General features: G+C 64.7%; 19 protein-coding genes. 12 read left to right on the top strand and 7 right to left on the bottom strand.

Annotation, left to right across the window (positions count from 1 at the left end; all coding sequences use genetic code 11):
* Positions 1-178: 178 nt before the first annotated feature.
* Positions 179-304, top strand: a complete 126-nt coding sequence (locus CK215_RS32265) for a hypothetical protein (RefSeq protein WP_082953831.1) — start codon at positions 179-181, stop codon at positions 302-304.
* Positions 305-500: 196 nt separating this feature from the next.
* Positions 501-815, top strand: coding sequence for a quaternary ammonium compound efflux SMR transporter SugE (gene sugE, locus CK215_RS19115; protein ID WP_095831840.1), 315 nt, complete (start codon positions 501-503; stop codon positions 813-815).
* A 65-nt stretch (positions 816-880) separates the two neighbouring features.
* On the opposite strand, the gene CK215_RS19110 is transcribed toward sugE, so the two are convergent.
* Complete coding sequence (locus CK215_RS19110) at positions 881-1309, bottom strand: DUF6481 family protein (RefSeq protein WP_095776825.1); 429 nt, start codon at positions 1307-1309, stop codon at positions 881-883.
* Positions 1310-1535: 226 nt separating this feature from the next.
* Here CK215_RS19110 and CK215_RS19105 point away from each other — a divergent pair, with 226 nt between their 5' ends.
* From CK215_RS19105 to CK215_RS19060, 10 genes are all read left to right on the top strand, one after another.
* Positions 1536-2588: an LLM class flavin-dependent oxidoreductase gene (locus tag CK215_RS19105; RefSeq protein WP_067003073.1), complete on the top strand. Its 1053-nt coding sequence runs from the start codon at positions 1536-1538 to the stop codon at positions 2586-2588.
* A 91-nt stretch (positions 2589-2679) separates the two neighbouring features.
* Positions 2680-3849 carry an AI-2E family transporter gene (locus CK215_RS19100; RefSeq protein WP_067003075.1) on the top strand — a complete coding sequence of 390 codons (1170 nt, stop codon included), beginning with the start codon at positions 2680-2682 and terminating at the stop codon, positions 3847-3849.
* Positions 3850-3937: 88 nt separating this feature from the next.
* Positions 3938-4129: a hypothetical protein gene (locus CK215_RS19095; RefSeq protein WP_067003077.1), complete on the top strand. Its 192-nt coding sequence runs from the start codon at positions 3938-3940 to the stop codon at positions 4127-4129.
* Positions 4130-4132: 3 nt separating this feature from the next.
* Positions 4133-5131 (top strand): LLM class flavin-dependent oxidoreductase, encoded by a 999-nt coding sequence (locus CK215_RS19090; protein ID WP_095831839.1) that lies wholly within the window; start codon positions 4133-4135, stop codon positions 5129-5131.
* Positions 5132-5520: 389 nt separating this feature from the next.
* Positions 5521-7437, top strand: coding sequence for a molecular chaperone DnaK (dnaK, locus tag CK215_RS19085; RefSeq protein WP_095776822.1), 1917 nt, complete (start codon positions 5521-5523; stop codon positions 7435-7437).
* Between the two features lie 220 nt (positions 7438-7657).
* Positions 7658-8788: a molecular chaperone DnaJ gene (gene dnaJ, locus CK215_RS19080; RefSeq protein ID WP_067003083.1), complete on the top strand. Its 1131-nt coding sequence runs from the start codon at positions 7658-7660 to the stop codon at positions 8786-8788.
* 122 nt (positions 8789-8910) lie between these two features.
* Positions 8911-9516: a phospholipid N-methyltransferase PmtA gene (gene pmtA / locus CK215_RS19075; RefSeq protein WP_095776821.1), complete on the top strand. Its 606-nt coding sequence runs from the start codon at positions 8911-8913 to the stop codon at positions 9514-9516.
* A 75-nt stretch (positions 9517-9591) separates the two neighbouring features.
* Complete coding sequence (locus tag CK215_RS19070; RefSeq protein ID WP_067323746.1) at positions 9592-10188, top strand: NADPH-dependent FMN reductase; 597 nt, start codon at positions 9592-9594, stop codon at positions 10186-10188.
* Positions 10188-10889: an orotidine-5'-phosphate decarboxylase gene (pyrF, locus tag CK215_RS19065; RefSeq protein ID WP_095831838.1), complete on the top strand. Its 702-nt coding sequence runs from the start codon at positions 10188-10190 to the stop codon at positions 10887-10889. The genes CK215_RS19070 and pyrF overlap by 1 nt, the downstream gene beginning before the upstream one ends.
* Before the next feature lie 35 nt (positions 10890-10924).
* Positions 10925-11212, top strand: a complete 288-nt coding sequence (locus CK215_RS19060) for a DUF1330 domain-containing protein (RefSeq protein WP_095831837.1) — start codon at positions 10925-10927, stop codon at positions 11210-11212.
* A 125-nt stretch (positions 11213-11337) separates the two neighbouring features.
* Here the strand turns inward: CK215_RS19060 and CK215_RS19055 are convergent, their stop codons facing one another.
* The 6 genes from CK215_RS19055 to CK215_RS19030 all read right to left on the bottom strand — a co-directional run bounded on the left by CK215_RS19055 (position 11338) and on the right by CK215_RS19030 (position 17201).
* Positions 11338-12396 carry a D-alanine:D-lactate ligase-like protein gene (locus tag CK215_RS19055; RefSeq protein ID WP_095831836.1) on the bottom strand — a complete coding sequence of 353 codons (1059 nt, stop codon included), beginning with the start codon at positions 12394-12396 and terminating at the stop codon, positions 11338-11340.
* Between the two features lie 94 nt (positions 12397-12490).
* Positions 12491-13363, bottom strand: coding sequence for an SMP-30/gluconolactonase/LRE family protein (locus tag CK215_RS19050; RefSeq protein WP_170950331.1), 873 nt, complete (start codon positions 13361-13363; stop codon positions 12491-12493).
* Positions 13363-14001 (bottom strand): 2-dehydro-3-deoxy-6-phosphogalactonate aldolase, encoded by a 639-nt coding sequence (locus CK215_RS19045; protein WP_095827319.1) that lies wholly within the window; start codon positions 13999-14001, stop codon positions 13363-13365. Before CK215_RS19045 ends, CK215_RS19050 begins: the two co-directional genes overlap by 1 nt.
* The gene (locus tag CK215_RS19040; protein ID WP_095831834.1) at positions 13998-14933 is read right to left on the bottom strand and encodes a 2-dehydro-3-deoxygalactonokinase; all 936 of its coding nucleotides are present in this window, start codon (positions 14931-14933) and stop codon (positions 13998-14000) included. Before CK215_RS19040 ends, CK215_RS19045 begins: the two co-directional genes overlap by 4 nt.
* On the bottom strand, positions 14930-15697 hold the full coding sequence (locus CK215_RS19035) for an SDR family oxidoreductase (RefSeq protein ID WP_095831925.1): 768 nt from the start codon (positions 15695-15697) through the stop codon (positions 14930-14932). Before CK215_RS19035 ends, CK215_RS19040 begins: the two co-directional genes overlap by 4 nt.
* A 154-nt stretch (positions 15698-15851) precedes the next feature.
* Positions 15852-17201 carry an EAL domain-containing protein gene (locus tag CK215_RS19030; RefSeq protein WP_067003303.1) on the bottom strand — a complete coding sequence of 450 codons (1350 nt, stop codon included), beginning with the start codon at positions 17199-17201 and terminating at the stop codon, positions 15852-15854.
* Positions 17202-17207: the final 6 nt, after the last annotated feature.

Here is a 17207-nt window from a genome sequence, read left to right as displayed (position 1 = left end):
CCGCTCCGAGGTTCAGATGCCCCTATGCATTTCTGTTGCCTGATCGATCCCGAGGTCGCGGGATCAAGGGAAAACGGTTGACATAGCGCAAGCCGGCTTTCGAAGCTGCAAGCGGCCTCTTGCGGTCGGGCGCTTCTCTTGTTTCACTTGTGCTGCCCACAAATCGGAGGAGCGAATCATGGCGAAAGGTGCGATGAAGGCGGGCAAGGAACCCCGCAAGCCGAAAAAGGACGCCAAGAAACCGGCCGCGGCCCCGGCTCCGAAGGCGCCGCCGGTCAAGGCGATGCGCATCAAGGAGAAGTAGGCCGTCAGCGCGGCCGATCCGTCTCGATGCGGATTTGAACCGGCGGCATGCGAATGCTGCCGGTGTTTTGTTGATCGGGGTACAGAACTCACTATATCGGTACCGCGAGGACGACCTCGCTTCCCCGAAACCCGGCCGGGACGACCCGCCACGTCAAACGTCGAGCATTCGATGCTCGATCGATGGAGCGTTCGCAATGTCCTGGAACTTCCTTTTCTTCGCCGGCCTGTTCGAGATCGGCTGGGCGATCGGCCTCAAATATACCGATGGTTTCTCGAAGCCGCTGCCGACCGTGCTCACGATCGTCTCGATGATCGTCAGCCTTGGCCTGCTCGGGCTTGCGTTGAAGACATTGCCCGTCGGCACGGCTTATGCGGTGTGGACCGGCATCGGCACTGTCGGCACGGCCTTGCTCGGCATATGGCTGCTCGGCGAGCCGGCGACCGCGGTGCGGCTTGCCTGCATCGGGCTGATCGTCTGCGGCATCGTCGGGCTGAAGCTCGTCGCCTGATGCAGCACGAACGCACTCAGGGCCGCTCCTGGCGACCCTGATTTATTTTTCGAACGAACTCGAACCTAGCGGGCCGAGAAGCCAGGAGGCGTGCGACCGACGCGCGCCTTGCGGGCGGCGTAGCGCGCATCGCGCTTGGCCTTGCGTTCGGCCTCCTCGGCGAGCAGGCGGGCGATGCGTTCGGTTTCCTCGGCTTCGCGGATCTTGGCCTCGGCAGCCGCTGCCTCTTCGGCAGCAATACGGGCCGCTTCGGCCACTGCCTCGCGTTCAGCCTTCTCGGCCGCTTCGCGCGCCAGCTTTTCCTGCTTCAATCGGGCCTTCTCGGCCTCGCGGATCGCACGGGCCTCGAGGATCGCCTTGCGTTCCGCCTGACGCGCCAGAACCGCTGGATCGTCCGCCGCCGGCTTTGACTTGAAGCGCTCCAGGAGCGCCTTCTTTGCCTCGTTCGCGGCGTTGCGCCGCTCGAATATGTCTTTTTCCCTGTAAATAGCCAAGTCCACTTCCCTGAAGTCAATTCGCGACGCTTACATACGCGCGAAAGCGGTGAGTTCAAGCGCCAAAACGGTATGCCAGCCATGAAAATCTGGGCTGTTGCCGTCGGGATACGTCGTTGCGGCGCGATGCACTGTTCACAAATCGCGCCTCTGGCGGCTCTGGGGGCCGGTCGCTACCTCTAGCGCCAACAATCAACGCCCAAGCGGCGCATCAGGATGCATGAAAATGGAACTTGGCCTCTACACTTTCGCGGATGTCAGCCCGGAGCCGGGCCCCGGCGCCATCGGCCCGCACGAACGGCTGCGCAACCTGATCGAGGAGGTCGAGCTGGCCGACCAGGTCGGTCTCGACGTGTTCGGCCTCGGCGAACACCATCGCCCCGACTATGCAGCCTCGGCGCCGGTCGTGGCGCTGGCCGCGGCCGCGGAGCGGACGAAGCGGATCAAGCTCACCAGCGCGGTCACGGTGCTTTCTTCCGACGATCCGGTGCGGGTCTTCCAGCAGTTCGCGACGCTCGACCTTCTGTCCGGCGGCCGCGCCGAGATCATGGCCGGGCGCGGCTCCTTCATCGAATCGTTTCCGCTGTTCGGTTACAATCTCGAGGACTATGACGAGCTCTTCGCCGAGAAGCTCGATCTCCTGCTTGCCATCCGCGACCAGGTGAAGGTGACGTGGCAGGGCAAGCTGCGCGCGCCGATCAACGGCCGCGGCGTCTATCCCCGACCTTTCCGGGACAAGCTGCCGATCTGGATCGCCATTGGCGGGACGCCGCAGTCCGCCGCCCGCGCCGGCGTGCTCGGCCTGCCGCTGGCGCTTGCCATCATCGGCGGCGAGCCGGCCCGCTTCGCGCCGCTGTTCGAGATCTATCGCGAGGCGGCAAGGCGCGCCGGCAACGATCCCGCCTCGCTCGCGACTAGCTTGAACGTGCATGGCTTCGTCGGCGAGACGACCGAGAAGGCGGCCGACGATTTCTACGCACCGCAGGCCGAGGTGATGAACCGCATCGGCCGCGAGCGCGGCTGGGGGCCGACCTCGCGGGCGCATTTCGATCAGTCGCGCGGGCCGAACGGCGCGCTGTTCGTCGGCGATCCCGAACAGGTGGCGGAAAAGATCGTCGCCCAGCACAAGATCTTCGGCAACGACCGCTTCCTGTTGCAGATGGCGATCGGCACGATGCCGCATGCCAAGGTCATGAAGGCGATCGAGCTCTACGGCACCAAGGTGGCGCCGGTCGTGCGCAAGGAAACGGCGAAGGCCGCGCCGGCGCCCGTCGCCTGAGGACGCCTGCCCGGCAAGATGCGCCCTCACCGCCGGCTAAGGAACCTTGGCGGCGGCGCGTACGTTTTCCTCGGCGATCGCGAGGGAACGGATGAAGGTCGAAACGAGCGCTTCGGGTTCGAACGTTGCCGAAAGCCCGGACGAGCGCGCCAGCGCCCGCGCCGAATTGCGCCTGATTCGATTGCTGCTGATCGGCATCTTCGTGCTGATAACGATCGCCGCGCTTTATTTCGCCCGCGCCTTCTTCATGCCGGTGATCCTCGCCTTCCTGCTGGCGCTGACGCTGACCCCGATCGTGCGCTTCCTGCGCAAGCGCGGCATCCCCGAGGTGGCCTCCGCGACACTGCTGGTGTTGCTGTCCCTCTTCGTCTTCGCCAGCGCCGGTTACCTGCTCAGCGGCCCGGTCATCGACCTCATCAACAACAGCTACTCGATCGGCGAGCAACTCACCGAGCGGCTGGCGCCTTTCAAGCGTCCGCTCGAGAGGGTCATGGATCTCTCGCGTCAACTGCAGGCCCTGACCGAGACATCGCAGGAACCGGGCGTGCAGAAGGTCGCGCTGGCGCCGTCCGGCATCCTGTCGACGGCGGCCAGCAACATTCTGGGAGCCGGCACGAGCATCACCCTCGTCTTCGTGCTGTCGCTGTTCCTGCTCGCCTCCGGCACCTTGTTCTACGAGAAGATCGTCCAGTCCTTCGCCCACCTCAGCGACAAGAAGCGCGCGCTGCGCATCGTCTATGACGTCGAGCACGAGATTTCCCATTACCTGCTTACCGTGGCGGCCATCAATGCCGGCCTCGGCACGGTGATCGGACTTGGCCTTTGGGGACTTGGGATGCCGAACCCGCAGGTCTGGGGCGCGGCCGCGGCGCTGCTCAACTTCCTGCCCTATGTCGGCGGGCTGATCACCTTGCTGCTGGTCACGATCATCGCGCTGATCAGCTTCGATACGATCCCCTACGCGTTGCTGGCACCCGCCTTCGTTTTGTTGTGCGACATCGTCGAGGGCCAGTTCGTGACCCCGACGGTGGTCGGCCGGCGGCTCGAGATAAACGCGGTGGCGATCTTCATCGCCATCGCCTTCTGGTCATGGCTCTGGGGTTTCGTCGGCGCGCTGATGGCGGTGCCGCTGCTGGTGGTCATCAAGGTGTTCTGCGACCATTTCGATGGCCTCAGCCATGTCGGCAATTTCCTCGCCGCGCAGCAGACCATGGCGATCGACGACGAGGCCGGCGATAACAACCACAAATCCGGCGCGTGAGGCCTGGCCCAATCTGCATGTCCGGCCGGCTGTTTGCGGCGCCCATGGCGAGTGCCTATATCGGTCCGGTCTAGCCGGACCCGCCTGCATGAATGACTTCGATCTCGCGCTGCGCAACAACCGCCTGTCTATCCATCATCTCGGCGGCCGCAGCGAGCAGCGGGAAATCGCCTCGGCGACCGGACTCGCCGACGTGCTGGAAGGCCAGTTCGCCATCGTCATTCCCGACCGCGCCGAATTCGAGGCCCGGTTGCGGCAGAAGCAAATCGCGGAGACCTGACCAATGACGGCCCTTTCGGTTCTCGACCTGTCGCCGATCACGCAAGGCAACAATGCCTCGCGGTCGCTGGCCAATTCGCTCGACCTTGCCCGCCATGCCGAGCGGCTTGGCTACAAGCGCTACTGGCTCGCCGAGCACCACAACATGCCGGGCATTGCCAGTGCCGCGACGTCGGTTGTCATCGCCCATGTCGCCAGCGGCACCAAGACTATCCGCGTCGGCGCCGGCGGCATCATGCTGCCCAACCATGCGCCGCTGGTGATTGCCGAGCAGTTCGGCACGCTGGCAGCACTTTTCCCCGGCCGCATCGATCTCGGCCTCGGTCGCGCGCCAGGCACCGATATGATGACGGCGCGGGCGCTTCGCCGCAACCTGGAGGCCAGCGACAACTTCCCCCAGGACGTGGTCGAGCTGATGGGCTATTTCCAGCCGGCCGAGGAAGGCCAGCGCATCCGCGCGGTGCCGGGCGAAGGCCAGGACGTGCCGGTCTGGATCCTTGGCTCCAGCCTCTATGGCGCGCAGCTCGCGGCGCTGCTTGGGCTGCCCTATGCTTTTGCCTCGCATTTCGCGCCGGCCGAACTCGACCACGCGCTGGAGGTCTATCGCACCCGCTTCCAGCCGTCGGCGCAGCTCGACAAGCCTTATGTGATGCTCGGCCTCAATGTCTTTGCGGCGCCCACGGATGCCGAGGCGAAGCTTTTGTTCACCTCGCTGCAGCAGGCCTTCGTCAACCTGCGCAGCGGCCGGCCCGGCCAGCTGCCGCCGCCGGTCGAAAACTACGACCGCGACCTTGATCCCGTGGCCAAATCCATGCTGGCCCAGGCGCTGTCCTGTGCCGTCGTCGGGTCGCCGGAGACGGTCCGCCAGGGCATCGACGCCTTCGTACGCCGCACCGGCGCCGACGAATTGATGGTGACGGCGCAGATGTTCGACCACACCGCGCGGGTGCGCTCCTTCGAGATCCTGGCAGACGTGCACAGATCGATGTCGCAAGCGGCCTGACCGCTGGGCCGCCTGTCAGCCGGGGCGAAAGAGCGATCGCCGGCGGAAAACACATCTTTCTGAAGCTCCGCGCAACTCCGTTCGCAGGCATTCACGCCCGGATCATGGCGACTGCGACGTTTTTGCCCGCGCCGGATTACCTCGGTCCGGGCGTATCGGGCGGCAAATCGGCCGCAAAATTGGCGATTTAGCACCGTTCCCGGCAGGCGATCGGCTTGGTGGATGCGTTGCGCAGGATGCTTGCGCCTCGTGCCGCCTGTTCTTATATACGCGCCAACCGCCCGGCCTTGAAAACCCGGGGACCGTGGCGGAATTTCTTGTGAACAGGGGCTTTCGTCGGAACGCCTTATCAGGGTCCTGAGAGCCTGCTTAGAGGAGAGACTAGAACAATGGCAAAAGTAATCGGTATCGACCTCGGAACCACCAACTCCTGCATCGCCATCATGGACGGCAAGGAGCCCAAGGTTATCGAGAATGCGGAAGGCGCGCGCACGACCCCTTCCATCGTCGCCATCAACAGCGATGGCGAACGCCTCGTCGGCCAGCCGGCCAAGCGCCAGGCGGTCACCAATCCTGAAAACACCATCTTCGCGGTCAAGCGCCTGATCGGCCGCCGCTATGACGATCCGGTGACGGAGAAGGACAAGAAGCTTGTCCCCTACAAGATCGTCAAGGGCGACAATGGCGATGCCTGGGTCGAGGCTGGCGGCAAGAAGCTTTCGCCCAGCCAGATCTCGGCCATGATCCTGCAGAAGATGAAGGAAACGGCGGAAGCCTATCTCGGCGAGAAGGTCGAGAAGGCGGTCATCACCGTTCCGGCCTATTTCAACGATGCCCAGCGCCAGGCGACCAAGGACGCCGGCAAGATCGCCGGCCTCGAAGTGCTGCGCATCATCAACGAGCCGACGGCTGCCGCACTTGCCTATGGTCTGGAGAAGAAGGACGGCAAGACCATCGCCGTCTATGACCTTGGCGGCGGCACGTTCGACATTTCGGTGCTCGAGATTGGCGACGGCGTCTTCGAGGTGAAGTCGACCAATGGCGACACCTTCCTCGGCGGCGAGGACTTCGACATGCGCCTGGTCGAGTACCTGGCGGCCGAGTTCAAGAAGGAGCAAGGCATCGACCTCAAGGCCGACAAGCTCGCCCTGCAGCGCCTGAAGGAAGCGGCCGAGAAGGCCAAGATCGAGCTGTCGTCGACGACGCAGACCGAGATCAACCTGCCCTTCATCACTGCCGACGCCAGCGGGCCGAAGCACCTGACGATGAAGCTCACCCGGGCGAAGTTCGAGAGCCTGGTCGAGGACCTCGTGCAGCGCACCATCGACCCCTGCAAGGCGGCGCTCAAGGATGCCGGCCTGAAGGCGGGCGAGATCGACGAAGTGGTGCTGGTCGGCGGCATGACCCGCATGCCCAAGATCCAGGAGATCGTGAAGCAGTTCTTCGGCAAGGAGCCGCACAAGGGCGTCAACCCGGATGAGGTCGTCGCGCTCGGCGCCGCCATCCAGGCCGGCGTGCTGCAGGGCGACGTCAAGGACGTGCTGTTGCTCGACGTGACGCCGCTGTCGCTCGGCATCGAGACGCTAGGCGGCGTGTTCACCAGGCTGATCGAACGCAACACCACGATCCCGACCAAGAAGAGCCAGGTATTCTCGACGGCCGAGGATTCGCAGTCGGCGGTCACCATCCGCGTCTTCCAGGGCGAGCGCGAGATGGCGGCCGACAACAAGCTGCTCGGCCAGTTCGACCTGGTCGGCATTCCGCCGGCTCCGCGCGGCGTGCCGCAGATCGAGGTCACCTTCGACATCGACGCCAACGGCATCGTCAACGTCTCTGCCAAGGACAAGGGCACCGGCAAGGAGCACCAGATCCGCATCCAGGCTTCGGGCGGTCTGTCCGATGCCGACATCGAGAAGATGGTGAAGGACGCCGAGGCAAATGCCGAGGCCGACAAGAAGCGCCGCGCCCTCGTTGAGGCCCGCAACCAGGCCGAATCCCTGGTGCATTCGTCCGAGAAGTCGCTCAAGGACTATGGCGACAAGGTCTCGGAGGCCGACCGCACCGCGATCGCCGACGCGATTGCGGCGCTGAGGTCCGCAGCCGAAGGCGATGACGTGGCCGATATCGAGGCCAAGTCGCAGTCGCTCGCCGAAGCTTCGATGAAGCTTGGCCAGGCCATGTACGAGGCCTCGCAGAAGGAAGCGGCCGAAGCCGACGCCAAGGCGGACGCCGCCAAGGATTCGGACGTGGTTGACGCCGACTTCGAGGAAATCGACGAAGACGACGACAAGAAGAAGTCGGCCTGAGCCGGCTGACGGCCAAATAATGCGAAAAGCCCGGCGCAAGGCCGGGCTTTTTTGCAACCTTCACCGAAAAAGTGCGGACCTGGCCCAAAAATTGACGGAAAAACACCGGTGAGCCCGGCTCGGCTCTGGCATCCGGGCAACATCGCTCCTAAATCGAACAACGTGCCGGCGACGACGCGACAATGCTTGAAGACATTGAGCATCCGGACAGCGGGAAAAAATGAAAGCTGATTTCTACGAAACGCTGGGCGTGCAAAAAGGCGCCGACGACAAGGAGCTGAAGAGCGCTTTCCGCAAACTCGCCATGCAGTTCCATCCCGACCGCAACCCCGGCGACCATGCCTGCGAGCACAAGTTCAAGGAAATCAACGAAGCCTACGAGACGCTGAAGGACCCGCAGAAGCGCGCGGCCTACGACCGTTTCGGCCACGCCGCCTTCGAGCAGGGCGGCATGAACGGCGCCGCGCACGGCTTCGGCGCCGGCGGCTTCGCCGACATCTTCGAAGACATTTTCGGCGACATGATGGGTGGCCGCCAGCGCCGCTCGTCGGGCGGCCGCGAGCGCGGGGCCGACCTGCGCTACAACATGGAAATCTCGCTGGAAGAGGCGTTTTTGGGCAAGACGGCGCAGATCCGCGTGCCGGCATCGATTTCCTGTTCGGAATGCTCCGGCAGCGGCGCCAAGCCCGGCACGCAGCCGGTCACCTGCGCGATGTGCCACGGCCATGGCAAGGTGCGGGCAACGCAAGGCTTCTTCTCGATCGAGCGCACCTGCCCGCAATGCCAGGGGCGCGGCCAGACGATCAAAGACCCCTGCCCGAAATGCGCCGGCCAGGGCCGCGTCACCGAGGAGCGTTCGCTGTCGGTCAACATCCCGGCCGGCATCGAGGACGGAACCCGCATCCGGCTTGCCAATGAGGGCGAGGCCGGCCTGCGCGGCGGCCCATCGGGCGACCTCTACATCTTCCTTGCCGTCAAGCCGCACGAATTCTTCCAGCGCGACGGCGCCGACCTCTACTGCAAGGTGCCGATCTCGATGACGACCGCCGCCCTCGGCGGCTCGTTCGAGGTCACCACGCTCGACGGCACTCAGACCAAGGTGAAAGTGCCGGAAGGCACCCAGAACGGCCGCCAGTTCCGGCTGAAGGGCAAGGGCATGCCGGTGCTGCGGCAGCCCAATGTCGGCGATCTCTACATCCAGACCGCGGTCGAGACGCCGCAGAACCTGTCGCGGCGCCAGCGCGAGCTCCTGGAAGAGTTCGAGCAGCTCTCCTCGAAGGACAATTCGCCCCAGTCGAGCGGCTTCTTCGCCCGCATGAAGGACTTTTTCGAATCCTTCGGCGAACCCTGAGTGGGATGCGGCAGGGGTTAACGCGCTGCCTCAACGTCATCAACATCTTATGCCAGATCTTGCCTTGCCTTGTTCCACCTAGCTGCTAAGTAGCGAGTCGGGGAGCGTTGAGGAGAGCTCGCATGGCACGTGGTCCCGGGTTGCGCAAAGCGCTGACGGAAAAATTCGACGACGAGCTGAAGTTCTTCAAAGGCTGGATCGACAAGCCGAAAGCTGTCGGCTCGATCGTTCCCACCAGTTCCGTCACCGCCCGCAAGATGGCCTCGATCGTCAACCCGAAATCGGGCCTGCCGGTGCTGGAGGTCGGCCCCGGCACCGGCGTCATCACCCGTGCCATCCTCGCCCAGGGCGTGAAGCCGGAGAACCTCTATGCGATCGAATACTCGACCGACTTCGTGCGCCATCTGCGCCGGCTCTACCCGCGCGTCAACGTCATCGAGGGCGACGCCTTCAACCTCGACGCAACACTCGGCGACAAGCGCGACATGGTGTTCGATTCGGTCGTCTCCGGCGTGCCGCTGCTCAATTTCCCTGTCGCCCAGCGCATCGCCTACATCGAAAGCCTGCTCGACCGCATTCCCGTCGGCCGGCCGATCGTGCAGCTGACCTACGGCCCGCTGTCGCCGATCCCGCCCGGCCGCGGCGACTACACGGTCAAGCATTTCGATTTCATCATCCGCAACATTCCGCCGACGCAGCTGTGGATCTACCGACGCGAGGCATGTTGACCGAAAGCGCTTGGCCATCGAAAGCGCTTGGGGATTGATCGCTCTTCGGCCTATACGTCGTTCGACAGGTGGCCGATGGCAGTAATCCCAAGAATCCTCGTTTTCGCAGGCTCGATCCGCACCGGCGCTTTCAGCGGCCGGACGGCCGATGTCGCGCAAAAGGAACTCGCCATGCAGGGTGCGGAGGTGACCCGCATTTCGCTCGGCGACTATCCGTTGCCGATCATGGACGAGGATCTTGAGAAGGACAAAGGCATTCCCGAGAATGCCGTGAAGCTCGGCCATCAGATTTCCGCCCATGACGGGCTGCTGATCGCGACGCCTGAATATAACGGCTCGATCCCGCCGCTCTTGAAGAATTCCATCGACTGGGTGAGCCGGCTCCGGCGCGACGGCAGCCGCTCGTTCAGGCCGCTTTACGGCAAGCCCGTCGCGCTCTGCTCCTCCTCCGAGGGCAAGTTTGCCGGCATACGCTGCATCAACCACCTGCGCGCAGTGCTGGTGCGCTGCCAGATGGAAGTGATCACGCCGGAATGCTCGGTTTCCGGCGCCGATGAAGCCTTCGCCGAGGACGGACAATTCCGCGACGCCAGACTGCATCAATCGATGGAGCGCCTATGCCGTACACTGATCGAAACCTCGCGCATGCTGTCCGTGAGGATCGAGGTCTGATGCATCCGGTCGAGACCATGCGCGACAGGCTGATCGTCGGCCTCGACGTGCCGACGCTGAAAGAAGCCGAACAGACGGTGCGCGAGCTCGAAGGCAGCGTCTCTTTCTACAAGATCGGCTATCAGCTCGCCTTTGCCGGCGGGCTCGATTTCGCGCGCGAGCTCGCCAGCGGCGGCACCAAGGTCTTCCTGGACATGAAGCTGCTCGACATCGACAACACGGTGGCCAAGGGGGTCGAGAATATCGTCAGGATGGGGGTCTCGATGCTGACACTGCATGCCTATCCCAAGGCTATGCAGGCGGCGGTGGAAGCAGCCAAGGGCAGCGATCTCTGCCTGCTCGCGGTGACCGTGCTGACCTCGATGGACGAGCAGGACATGATCGATGCCGGCTATGAACACGATCCGCACACGCTGGTGCTGAGGCGCGCCGAACAGGCGCTGCATGCCGGCATGGGCGGCATCGTCTGCTCGGCCGAGGAGGCCGAAGCCGTGCGCCGGATCGTCGGTCCCGACATGGCCGTGGTCACGCCGGGTATACGGCCGAGCGGCAGCGACCATGGCGACCAAAAGCGTGTGGTGACGCCGGCGCAAGCGATCCGCAACGGCTCCAGCCACCTTGTCGTCGGCCGGCCGATCGTCAAGGCTGCGGACCGGCGCGCGGCGGCTGAGGCTATCTTGGCCGAAATGTGCTCGGCATAAGTCCGTCTGCTCGCGAAAAGAAACAGGAGAAAAGAGTGCCAAAGGGATATTGGGTTGCCCGGGTCGATGTGCGCGACCCGGAAGGCTACAAGGACTATGTCGCCGCCGCCAAACCGGCTTTCGAGCGCTTCGGCGCGAAATTCCTGGCGCGCGGCGGCAAGCATGAGAAGGCCGAGGGGCCCGGCCGCGCGCGCAACGTGATCATCGAGTTCGAATCGCTTGCCGCCGCGCATGACTGCTACCACTCGCCGGAATATCAGCGCGCCGTCGACATTCGCCAGAAAGTGGCCGACGGCGAGATCGTGCTGGTCGAGGGCGTTTAATTCGTCTGAATCGTTCTGCCTTGACATGATCAAGGAAGGCGGTGGCGCAGAATAGAGATTTGCAGCGATCCTTCGCCGGCGTCTCAAAGCCGCTCCGCAGCCGCAGGCCGGTCCAATCCCTAAGCTTATGCCCTCAGCCGGCTGGTCGCCGTCTCCGCCATCGCATCCGCCAGGCTCATGCTCCATTGCCTGCGGCAATAGTCGCGGAAATCGAAGCAGGGCAGGCCGGGACAGACTTCGAACTCGATGAGATGGACGGTGTCGTCGGCTTCGACCCTGAAGTCCACCGAGAAGACGTCCTTCAGGCCAAGCCCGGCGATCAGCTCCTGCGCGATGGCGCGGATAGCGCGATCGGCCGCCGGCTGTCGGACGGCGACCTGCTCGAGCTCCGGCTCGGCATAGGTGCCTGCGTCCCTGGCGGCCTGGCCGCTATCGCCATAGAGCGCCATAGAGTCGGCCATGGTCTGGAAGTCGCCGCCGGACTCGACGAAGGCGATGCCGAGCGCCTCGACGCCGGTATCCGGCTTCAGACCGAGGAAGCTTGCCCGCACATTGCGGCCGGCGACATAAGGCTGGACGACGACATCGTCGCGATAATGGTCAAAGACACGCCGGCTGAGCTCCTGCGCATGACCAAGATCGCGACAGCGCGAATCCGGCCAGATGCCGATCTTGGCGCCGAGCCGGTTGGGTTTGACGAACCAGCCGGCGGACGAGGCCGGTGGCTCGACCAGCCATTTCCCATTGCGGGCCAGCCCGGCCGGCGGCACCGGCAGGCCAAGCGCGCCGAGCACGGCGCCGGAGCAGAACTTGTCTTGGCAGAGCGCGAACAACGAATCGTCGGCGCCGATCGTCTTCAGTCCATTCAGCCTTGCCAGCGCAGGCGAAGCGCCGCCGCGGAAATAGGCGATGCCGTCGGTCAGCGTCCAGACCAGGGTTTTGGCGGGATCGGCGTTCGCCAACACGGTCGCGGCGTCGTCCAGCTCGACGGCCATGAAGGTTAGGCCGCGCGTCTCGCAAGCGGCGGCGAGCTGGCCTAATTCGGGCGCGAGGTCGGTCGACTGCGCCAGATAGGACGAGATCTCGGTTGCGCGTTCCCCCGGATAGCCGTCTGCGACCAGCCGGTCGAAGCAAGCCTTCTCCGGCTCATGGACAAGGATCAGCGTCGGCCCGTTGCTCGGCATGGAAGCTCCCAGAAAAGTCTGGTGCTACCATCGCATGGCGGTTGCAATCGGCTTTCAGGAAACCGACCTGAGCGAGCGATAATGCGCAAGCCGCTCAGGCGATCAGCACGCGCGGCTCGAAGCGGCCCCGGACCGGAATGTCGAGCAGGAAGGTCATGCCGGCCTGAGGATCGAGCTTGCGCTGCTTGTCGTCCTTGCCTTTCCAGGCCGATGTCACCGCAAGGCGGTCGGCGTTCGGCCCGACAAAGGCGGGGCAGGAAGGCTGGGTTACCGGCATCGGGATTTCGCGCAGCAGCATGCCGTCCGGCGAATACGCCTTCACCGCCTTGCCGCCCCAGACGGCATTCCACAGCACCCCGTCGCGGTCGACGACCGAGCCGTCGACATAGCCTTTTTGCGAACGATGATCGACGAAGATGTTCGGCTCGCCCGTCGGCAGGCCGGTCGCCGGATCGCAAGCGACGCGCATCAGAAGCCCGGTCGCGGTGTCGGTGTAGTAGGCGATCGTCCCGTCGTCGGAAAAGCAGATCGAGTTGGACACGGTAATGTCGGAGAACAGTCGGCGAAGCTCGCCCTTGAAGAACCAGTAGATCGCGCCGGCGCCCTTGCCCTCGTCCTTGCCCATCGTGCCGGTCCACAACGCGCCGCAGGGATGGACGCGGGAATCGTTGGAGCGGGTCAGCGGATTGTCAGCTTCGATCGGCGTGTGCAGCGTCAACTTGCCGGTCGCCACATCGCGGACCTGCAGGCCGGTCTCGGTGGCGATCAGCTGGCGGGCATCGTCGATGACGGCGATGGCGCTGGCCATCACGCCGAGATCATGGATTTTCAGCGCGCCGGCGAGCGGCTTTTCCAGAAGCTTGCCATTGACGATGTCGAACCAGAACAGTGTCTCGGTGCCGGGATCGTAGCTCGGTCCCTCCCCCAACTGGCAAATGTGATCGCTGAAGACCGAAACGCTGTCCATCAAATCCCTCCGAAGGCTTCGTCCCAGGCCGCGACCGCGGCGCGGGCGCGCTCAGCCACTTCATCGACGCTGGCGCCCGGCTTATAAAGGCTCGACCCCAAGCCGAAGACGCTGACGCCGACGGCTTTGTAGCCGGCAAAATCCTTGTCCGAAACGCCGCCGACGGCGCCGATCAGCGCCGTTGCCGGCAGCACGGCGCGGATCGCCGAAATGCCGCCAGCGCCGAGCACGCTTGCCGGGAAGAATTTAAGCGCCGAAGCACCGAGCCTGATCGCCTGGAAGGCCTCGGTGGGCGTGAACACGCCCGGCATCGTCACCATGCCATACTGCATGGCGCGGCCCATGACATCGGCATCGATGTTGGGGCTGACCAGCAGCCGGCCGCCGGCCTTGTGCAAGGCATCGACATCGGCCGCCGTCAGCACCGTGCCGGCGCCGACCAGCGCGGTTTCCGGAAGGACTTCGGCGATCCTGGTGATCGACGAAAACGGTTCCGGCGAATTGAGCGGCACCTCGATCGCCTCGATGCCGGCGTCGAAGATCGCCTGGCCTATTGAGATCGCCTCGGTCGGCTTGAGGCCACGCAAGATGGCGACCAGCCCGCGTTTCAGTCTGGGAAAGGGTGCTGTCTGCGTCACGCGTCGCCTCCGATCATGCGGTTCTCGCGCGCGGCTTCGACAAGGCCGGCGCGCACCGCTTCATCCGCATCGACGACCCGAAAAGCAAGACCGGCGAAGCCAAGAGCGGCGCCATAGAGCGAAGCCAGCGCGCCGGAAGCGATCAGCACGACGGGCGCTCCACCGACGCCGTAGCGCCGCTTCGCCGAAGCGATTTCGCCGCCGATCAACAGCCCGGACAGGCAAGCCGCCGCCTCGTCGGATTTCAAATCCTGCAGCAGCCCGGCGGCGCGGATCGCAAACAGCTGTGACGTGACGTCGCCGCCTTCGCTCAGCGCCCGCTCGCACCACTGGCGGAAAAACGGACTATCCGCCGTGACCGGCGCCGGATGCTCGCCCAGCGAATGTTTCAGGATCGAATGCGCGGCCAATACCGAAAACAACTCGCCGGTCGGCCAGGTGCCGAAGCCGGCGACCGCGCCGTCCTCGACCACGACCCATTTGGAATGCGTGCCCGGCATGCAGACGATGTGGCGCCCCGTTGGCGGCAGATTCGCGCCGGCAAGTTGCGTTTCCTCGCCGCGCATCACATCCGGCGCGTCGGCGAGGCGCTGGGCGAGGCCGGGCACGATACGGATGTCGCGGCGCTCGCCTTCGATGCAGGCGGCGCCTGCCAAGATGGCGCCGATCGGGGCAGGCACGGTGACGTATGGCGCCTCGATCCAGCCCTGGCGGGAACCCGCCATGCCGCAGATGATGACGGGCAGGGACTCCGGCGCGCCCATGGCGGCGAGATGGCCCTCCAGCACCGTCGCAAAACCCTTTTCGCGCGCGGTGATCAGGCCGTCGTCGCCGCGCCGCTCGGCGAGCAGCTGACCCGCGCCGTCAAGCAGCCAGGCCCTGAGCCTGGTCGTGCCCCAGTCGAGGGCGGCGACCGCAGGCGCGCCGCTCACAGCACGCCTCCGTCGACGATCAGCATTTGCGCGGTCAGCATGCGCGAGGCGTCCGACGCCAGGAACAGCACCGTGCCGACAATGTCGTCGGGCTGCATGGGCTCCTTGATGCATTGCTTGGCGACATGGGCGGCAAGCGCCTCCTCGGTGACCCAAAGCTCGCGCTGACGTTCGGTGATCACCCAGCCAGGCGCAACCGCGTTGACGCGGATGCCGTCGGCGCCGAGCTTGCCGGCAAGGCCTTTGGTGAGACCGAGGATACCGGCCTTGGCGGCGGTGTAAGCCGGCAGATCGGGATGGTTGATGAGGTAGGACGTGGAGCTGAAATTGATGATCGAGCCGCCGCCGGCGCGCTTCATGCCCGGCGCCACCGCCTGGGCGGTGAAGAAATGCGGCCGCAGGTTGATGGCTAGGTTGTTGTCCCAGAACTCGATGGTGACATCCTTCACCTCATGGCGATCGTCGAGCGCGGCATTGTTGACCAGCGCAATGACATCGCCATGCGCTTTTGCCGCCTTCGCTACCGCGGCGCGCAGCGCCTCGACGTCGCGCAGATCGGTCTTGAGATAGAGCGGACGCTGGCCAAGCTCCTTTTCCAGACGGTCGGCCAGCGCCGTGCTGGGCTTGTCGGCGATGTCGATGAAGGCGACCTTGGCGCCTTGCCGCATGAAGCCCTCGGTCAGCGCCGCGCCGATGCCGGAACCGCCGCCGGTGATCAACACCGAGGCGCCGTCGAGGTCGGCGAAACGCGCCGATGGCATCATAATTTCTGTCTCCCTTTGGCCGGCGCGCATCCTAGCCATGCCGGCCTCGGGAGCAAGGGTGAAAAGGCGATTTCGGCGGCAATATGTCTGACAAAATAGCAGCCGCGCTTCCGCGAGGCGCGGACGGGTGGGCTTGGATCGCGGGTTGGCTTGATCAGATCGCCTTGGCGCGCAGCGCGCCGCGATAGGAATCGCGCAGATAGCCAAGCGTGGCGTCGGCATCGACAGGCTTGCCGAACAGGTACCCTTGGCCACCCGCGCAGCCGAACTGGACGAGGCGGTCGGCCTGCGCTTCCTCCTCGATGCCTTCGGCCACAACGTCCATGCCGAGTCCTTCGCACATGGCGAGAATGGCACGGATGATGTGTTCCGAGGGGCGGTCGTCGAGGATCGAGGAAACGAAGGCGCGATCGATCTTCAGCTTGTCGAAATGGAATTCGCGCAGGCGCCCGAGCGAGGACTGGCCGGTGCCGAAATCGTCGAGCGAGACGCGGATGCCGACGCGGCGCAGATCCTCGACGATCTTCTCGGCCGAAGCCGGGTCGGTCATCAGGCCGGTTTCGGTGATCTCGATCTCCAGCCGGCGCGGATCGAAGCCGGTGCGGTCGAGGATCGCCAGGATATGCAGGCCGGTGTTCTGGTCGACAAGCTGCGAGGGCGACAGGTTGAAGGACAAAAACAGGTCCTTCGGCCAGTTGCGCGCCGCCTCGGTCGCCTTGCGCAGCACCAGCTGCGACAGTGGGCCGATGATGCCGCGCTCCTCGGCGATGGGAATGAACACGCTCGGCGGCACCATGCCGAGATCGCGGTCGGTCCAGCGAGCCAGCGTCTCGAAGCCGATGGTGCGGCGACTGGTGAGGTCGACGATCGGCTGGAAATGCGGCTCGACCTCGCCGGCCGAGACGGCGCGGCGCAGTGCCTGCTCGATGCGGGTGACGCGCTTGGCGGCCTCCTCCATCTCGCGTGTGTAGACGACGACGCGGCCGCGGCCCGAGCGCTTGGCGTGGTAGAGCGCGGTCTCGGCCTTGTTGATCAGGATCTCTGTGGTCTCGTCGCCGGAATAAAACAGCGAGCAGCCGACCGAAGCCGACAATCTGGCGGTGCGCTCGCCGACATCATAGGGCGCCGACAGGATCTCGATCAGCATGCGCGATTTTTCGGCCGCCTGCTCCTCGCTGAACACCATCGGGTAGAGGAAGGCGAACTCGTCGGCGCCGATGCGACAGACGGTGGAATAGCCATCCATCGAGGCACGCAAGCGCATAGCCACCTGGATCAGGATGTCGTCGCCGGCCTTGTGGCCGAACAGATCGTTGATCGGTTTGAAGCCATCGAGATCGAGAATGCCGACGGTGAAGGGCGCGGGATCGTCGGCGCGGTCGCTGATCAGGCGATCGACCTTGTCGTAAAAGCGACGATGGTTGCCAAGTCCGGTCAGCGGATCGGTGAAGGCCAGATCCGCGTTTTCCCTGCCTGGCTGCCCGGTGCCAAACGTCGTTTGCATCATGTT

Source organism: Mesorhizobium sp. WSM3864, from assembly GCF_002294955.1.
Taxonomy (GTDB): Bacteria; Pseudomonadota; Alphaproteobacteria; order Rhizobiales; family Rhizobiaceae; genus Mesorhizobium.
The sequence above is the reverse complement of the archived record's forward strand: the minus strand, read 5'-3'. Positions and strand labels throughout refer to the sequence as shown.

What these genes read in the sequence shown, in the direction of transcription:
- CK215_RS19030 (WP_067003303.1), bottom strand. Translation starts at nt 17,201, where the DNA reads ATGCAAACGACGTTTGGCACCGGGCAGCCAGGCAGGGAAAACGCGGAT.
- CK215_RS19105 (WP_067003073.1), top strand. Translation starts at nt 1,536, where the DNA reads ATGGAACTTGGCCTCTACACTTTCGCGGATGTCAGCCCGGAGCCGGGC.
- CK215_RS32265 (WP_082953831.1), top strand. Translation starts at nt 179, where the DNA reads ATGGCGAAAGGTGCGATGAAGGCGGGCAAGGAACCCCGCAAGCCGAAA.
- dnaK (WP_095776822.1), top strand. Translation starts at nt 5,521, where the DNA reads ATGGCAAAAGTAATCGGTATCGACCTCGGAACCACCAACTCCTGCATC.
- CK215_RS19050 (WP_170950331.1), bottom strand. Translation starts at nt 13,363, where the DNA reads ATGGACAGCGTTTCGGTCTTCAGCGATCACATTTGCCAGTTGGGGGAG.
- CK215_RS19035 (WP_095831925.1), bottom strand. Translation starts at nt 15,697, where the DNA reads ATGATGCCATCGGCGCGTTTCGCCGACCTCGACGGCGCCTCGGTGTTG.
- pmtA (WP_095776821.1), top strand. Translation starts at nt 8,911, where the DNA reads ATGGCACGTGGTCCCGGGTTGCGCAAAGCGCTGACGGAAAAATTCGAC.
- CK215_RS19070 (WP_067323746.1), top strand. Translation starts at nt 9,592, where the DNA reads ATGGCAGTAATCCCAAGAATCCTCGTTTTCGCAGGCTCGATCCGCACC.
- dnaJ (WP_067003083.1), top strand. Translation starts at nt 7,658, where the DNA reads ATGAAAGCTGATTTCTACGAAACGCTGGGCGTGCAAAAAGGCGCCGAC.
- CK215_RS19090 (WP_095831839.1), top strand. Translation starts at nt 4,133, where the DNA reads ATGACGGCCCTTTCGGTTCTCGACCTGTCGCCGATCACGCAAGGCAAC.
- CK215_RS19100 (WP_067003075.1), top strand. Translation starts at nt 2,680, where the DNA reads ATGAAGGTCGAAACGAGCGCTTCGGGTTCGAACGTTGCCGAAAGCCCG.
- CK215_RS19055 (WP_095831836.1), bottom strand. Translation starts at nt 12,396, where the DNA reads ATGCCGAGCAACGGGCCGACGCTGATCCTTGTCCATGAGCCGGAGAAG.
- pyrF (WP_095831838.1), top strand. Translation starts at nt 10,188, where the DNA reads ATGCATCCGGTCGAGACCATGCGCGACAGGCTGATCGTCGGCCTCGAC.
- CK215_RS19095 (WP_067003077.1), top strand. Translation starts at nt 3,938, where the DNA reads ATGAATGACTTCGATCTCGCGCTGCGCAACAACCGCCTGTCTATCCAT.
- sugE (WP_095831840.1), top strand. Translation starts at nt 501, where the DNA reads ATGTCCTGGAACTTCCTTTTCTTCGCCGGCCTGTTCGAGATCGGCTGG.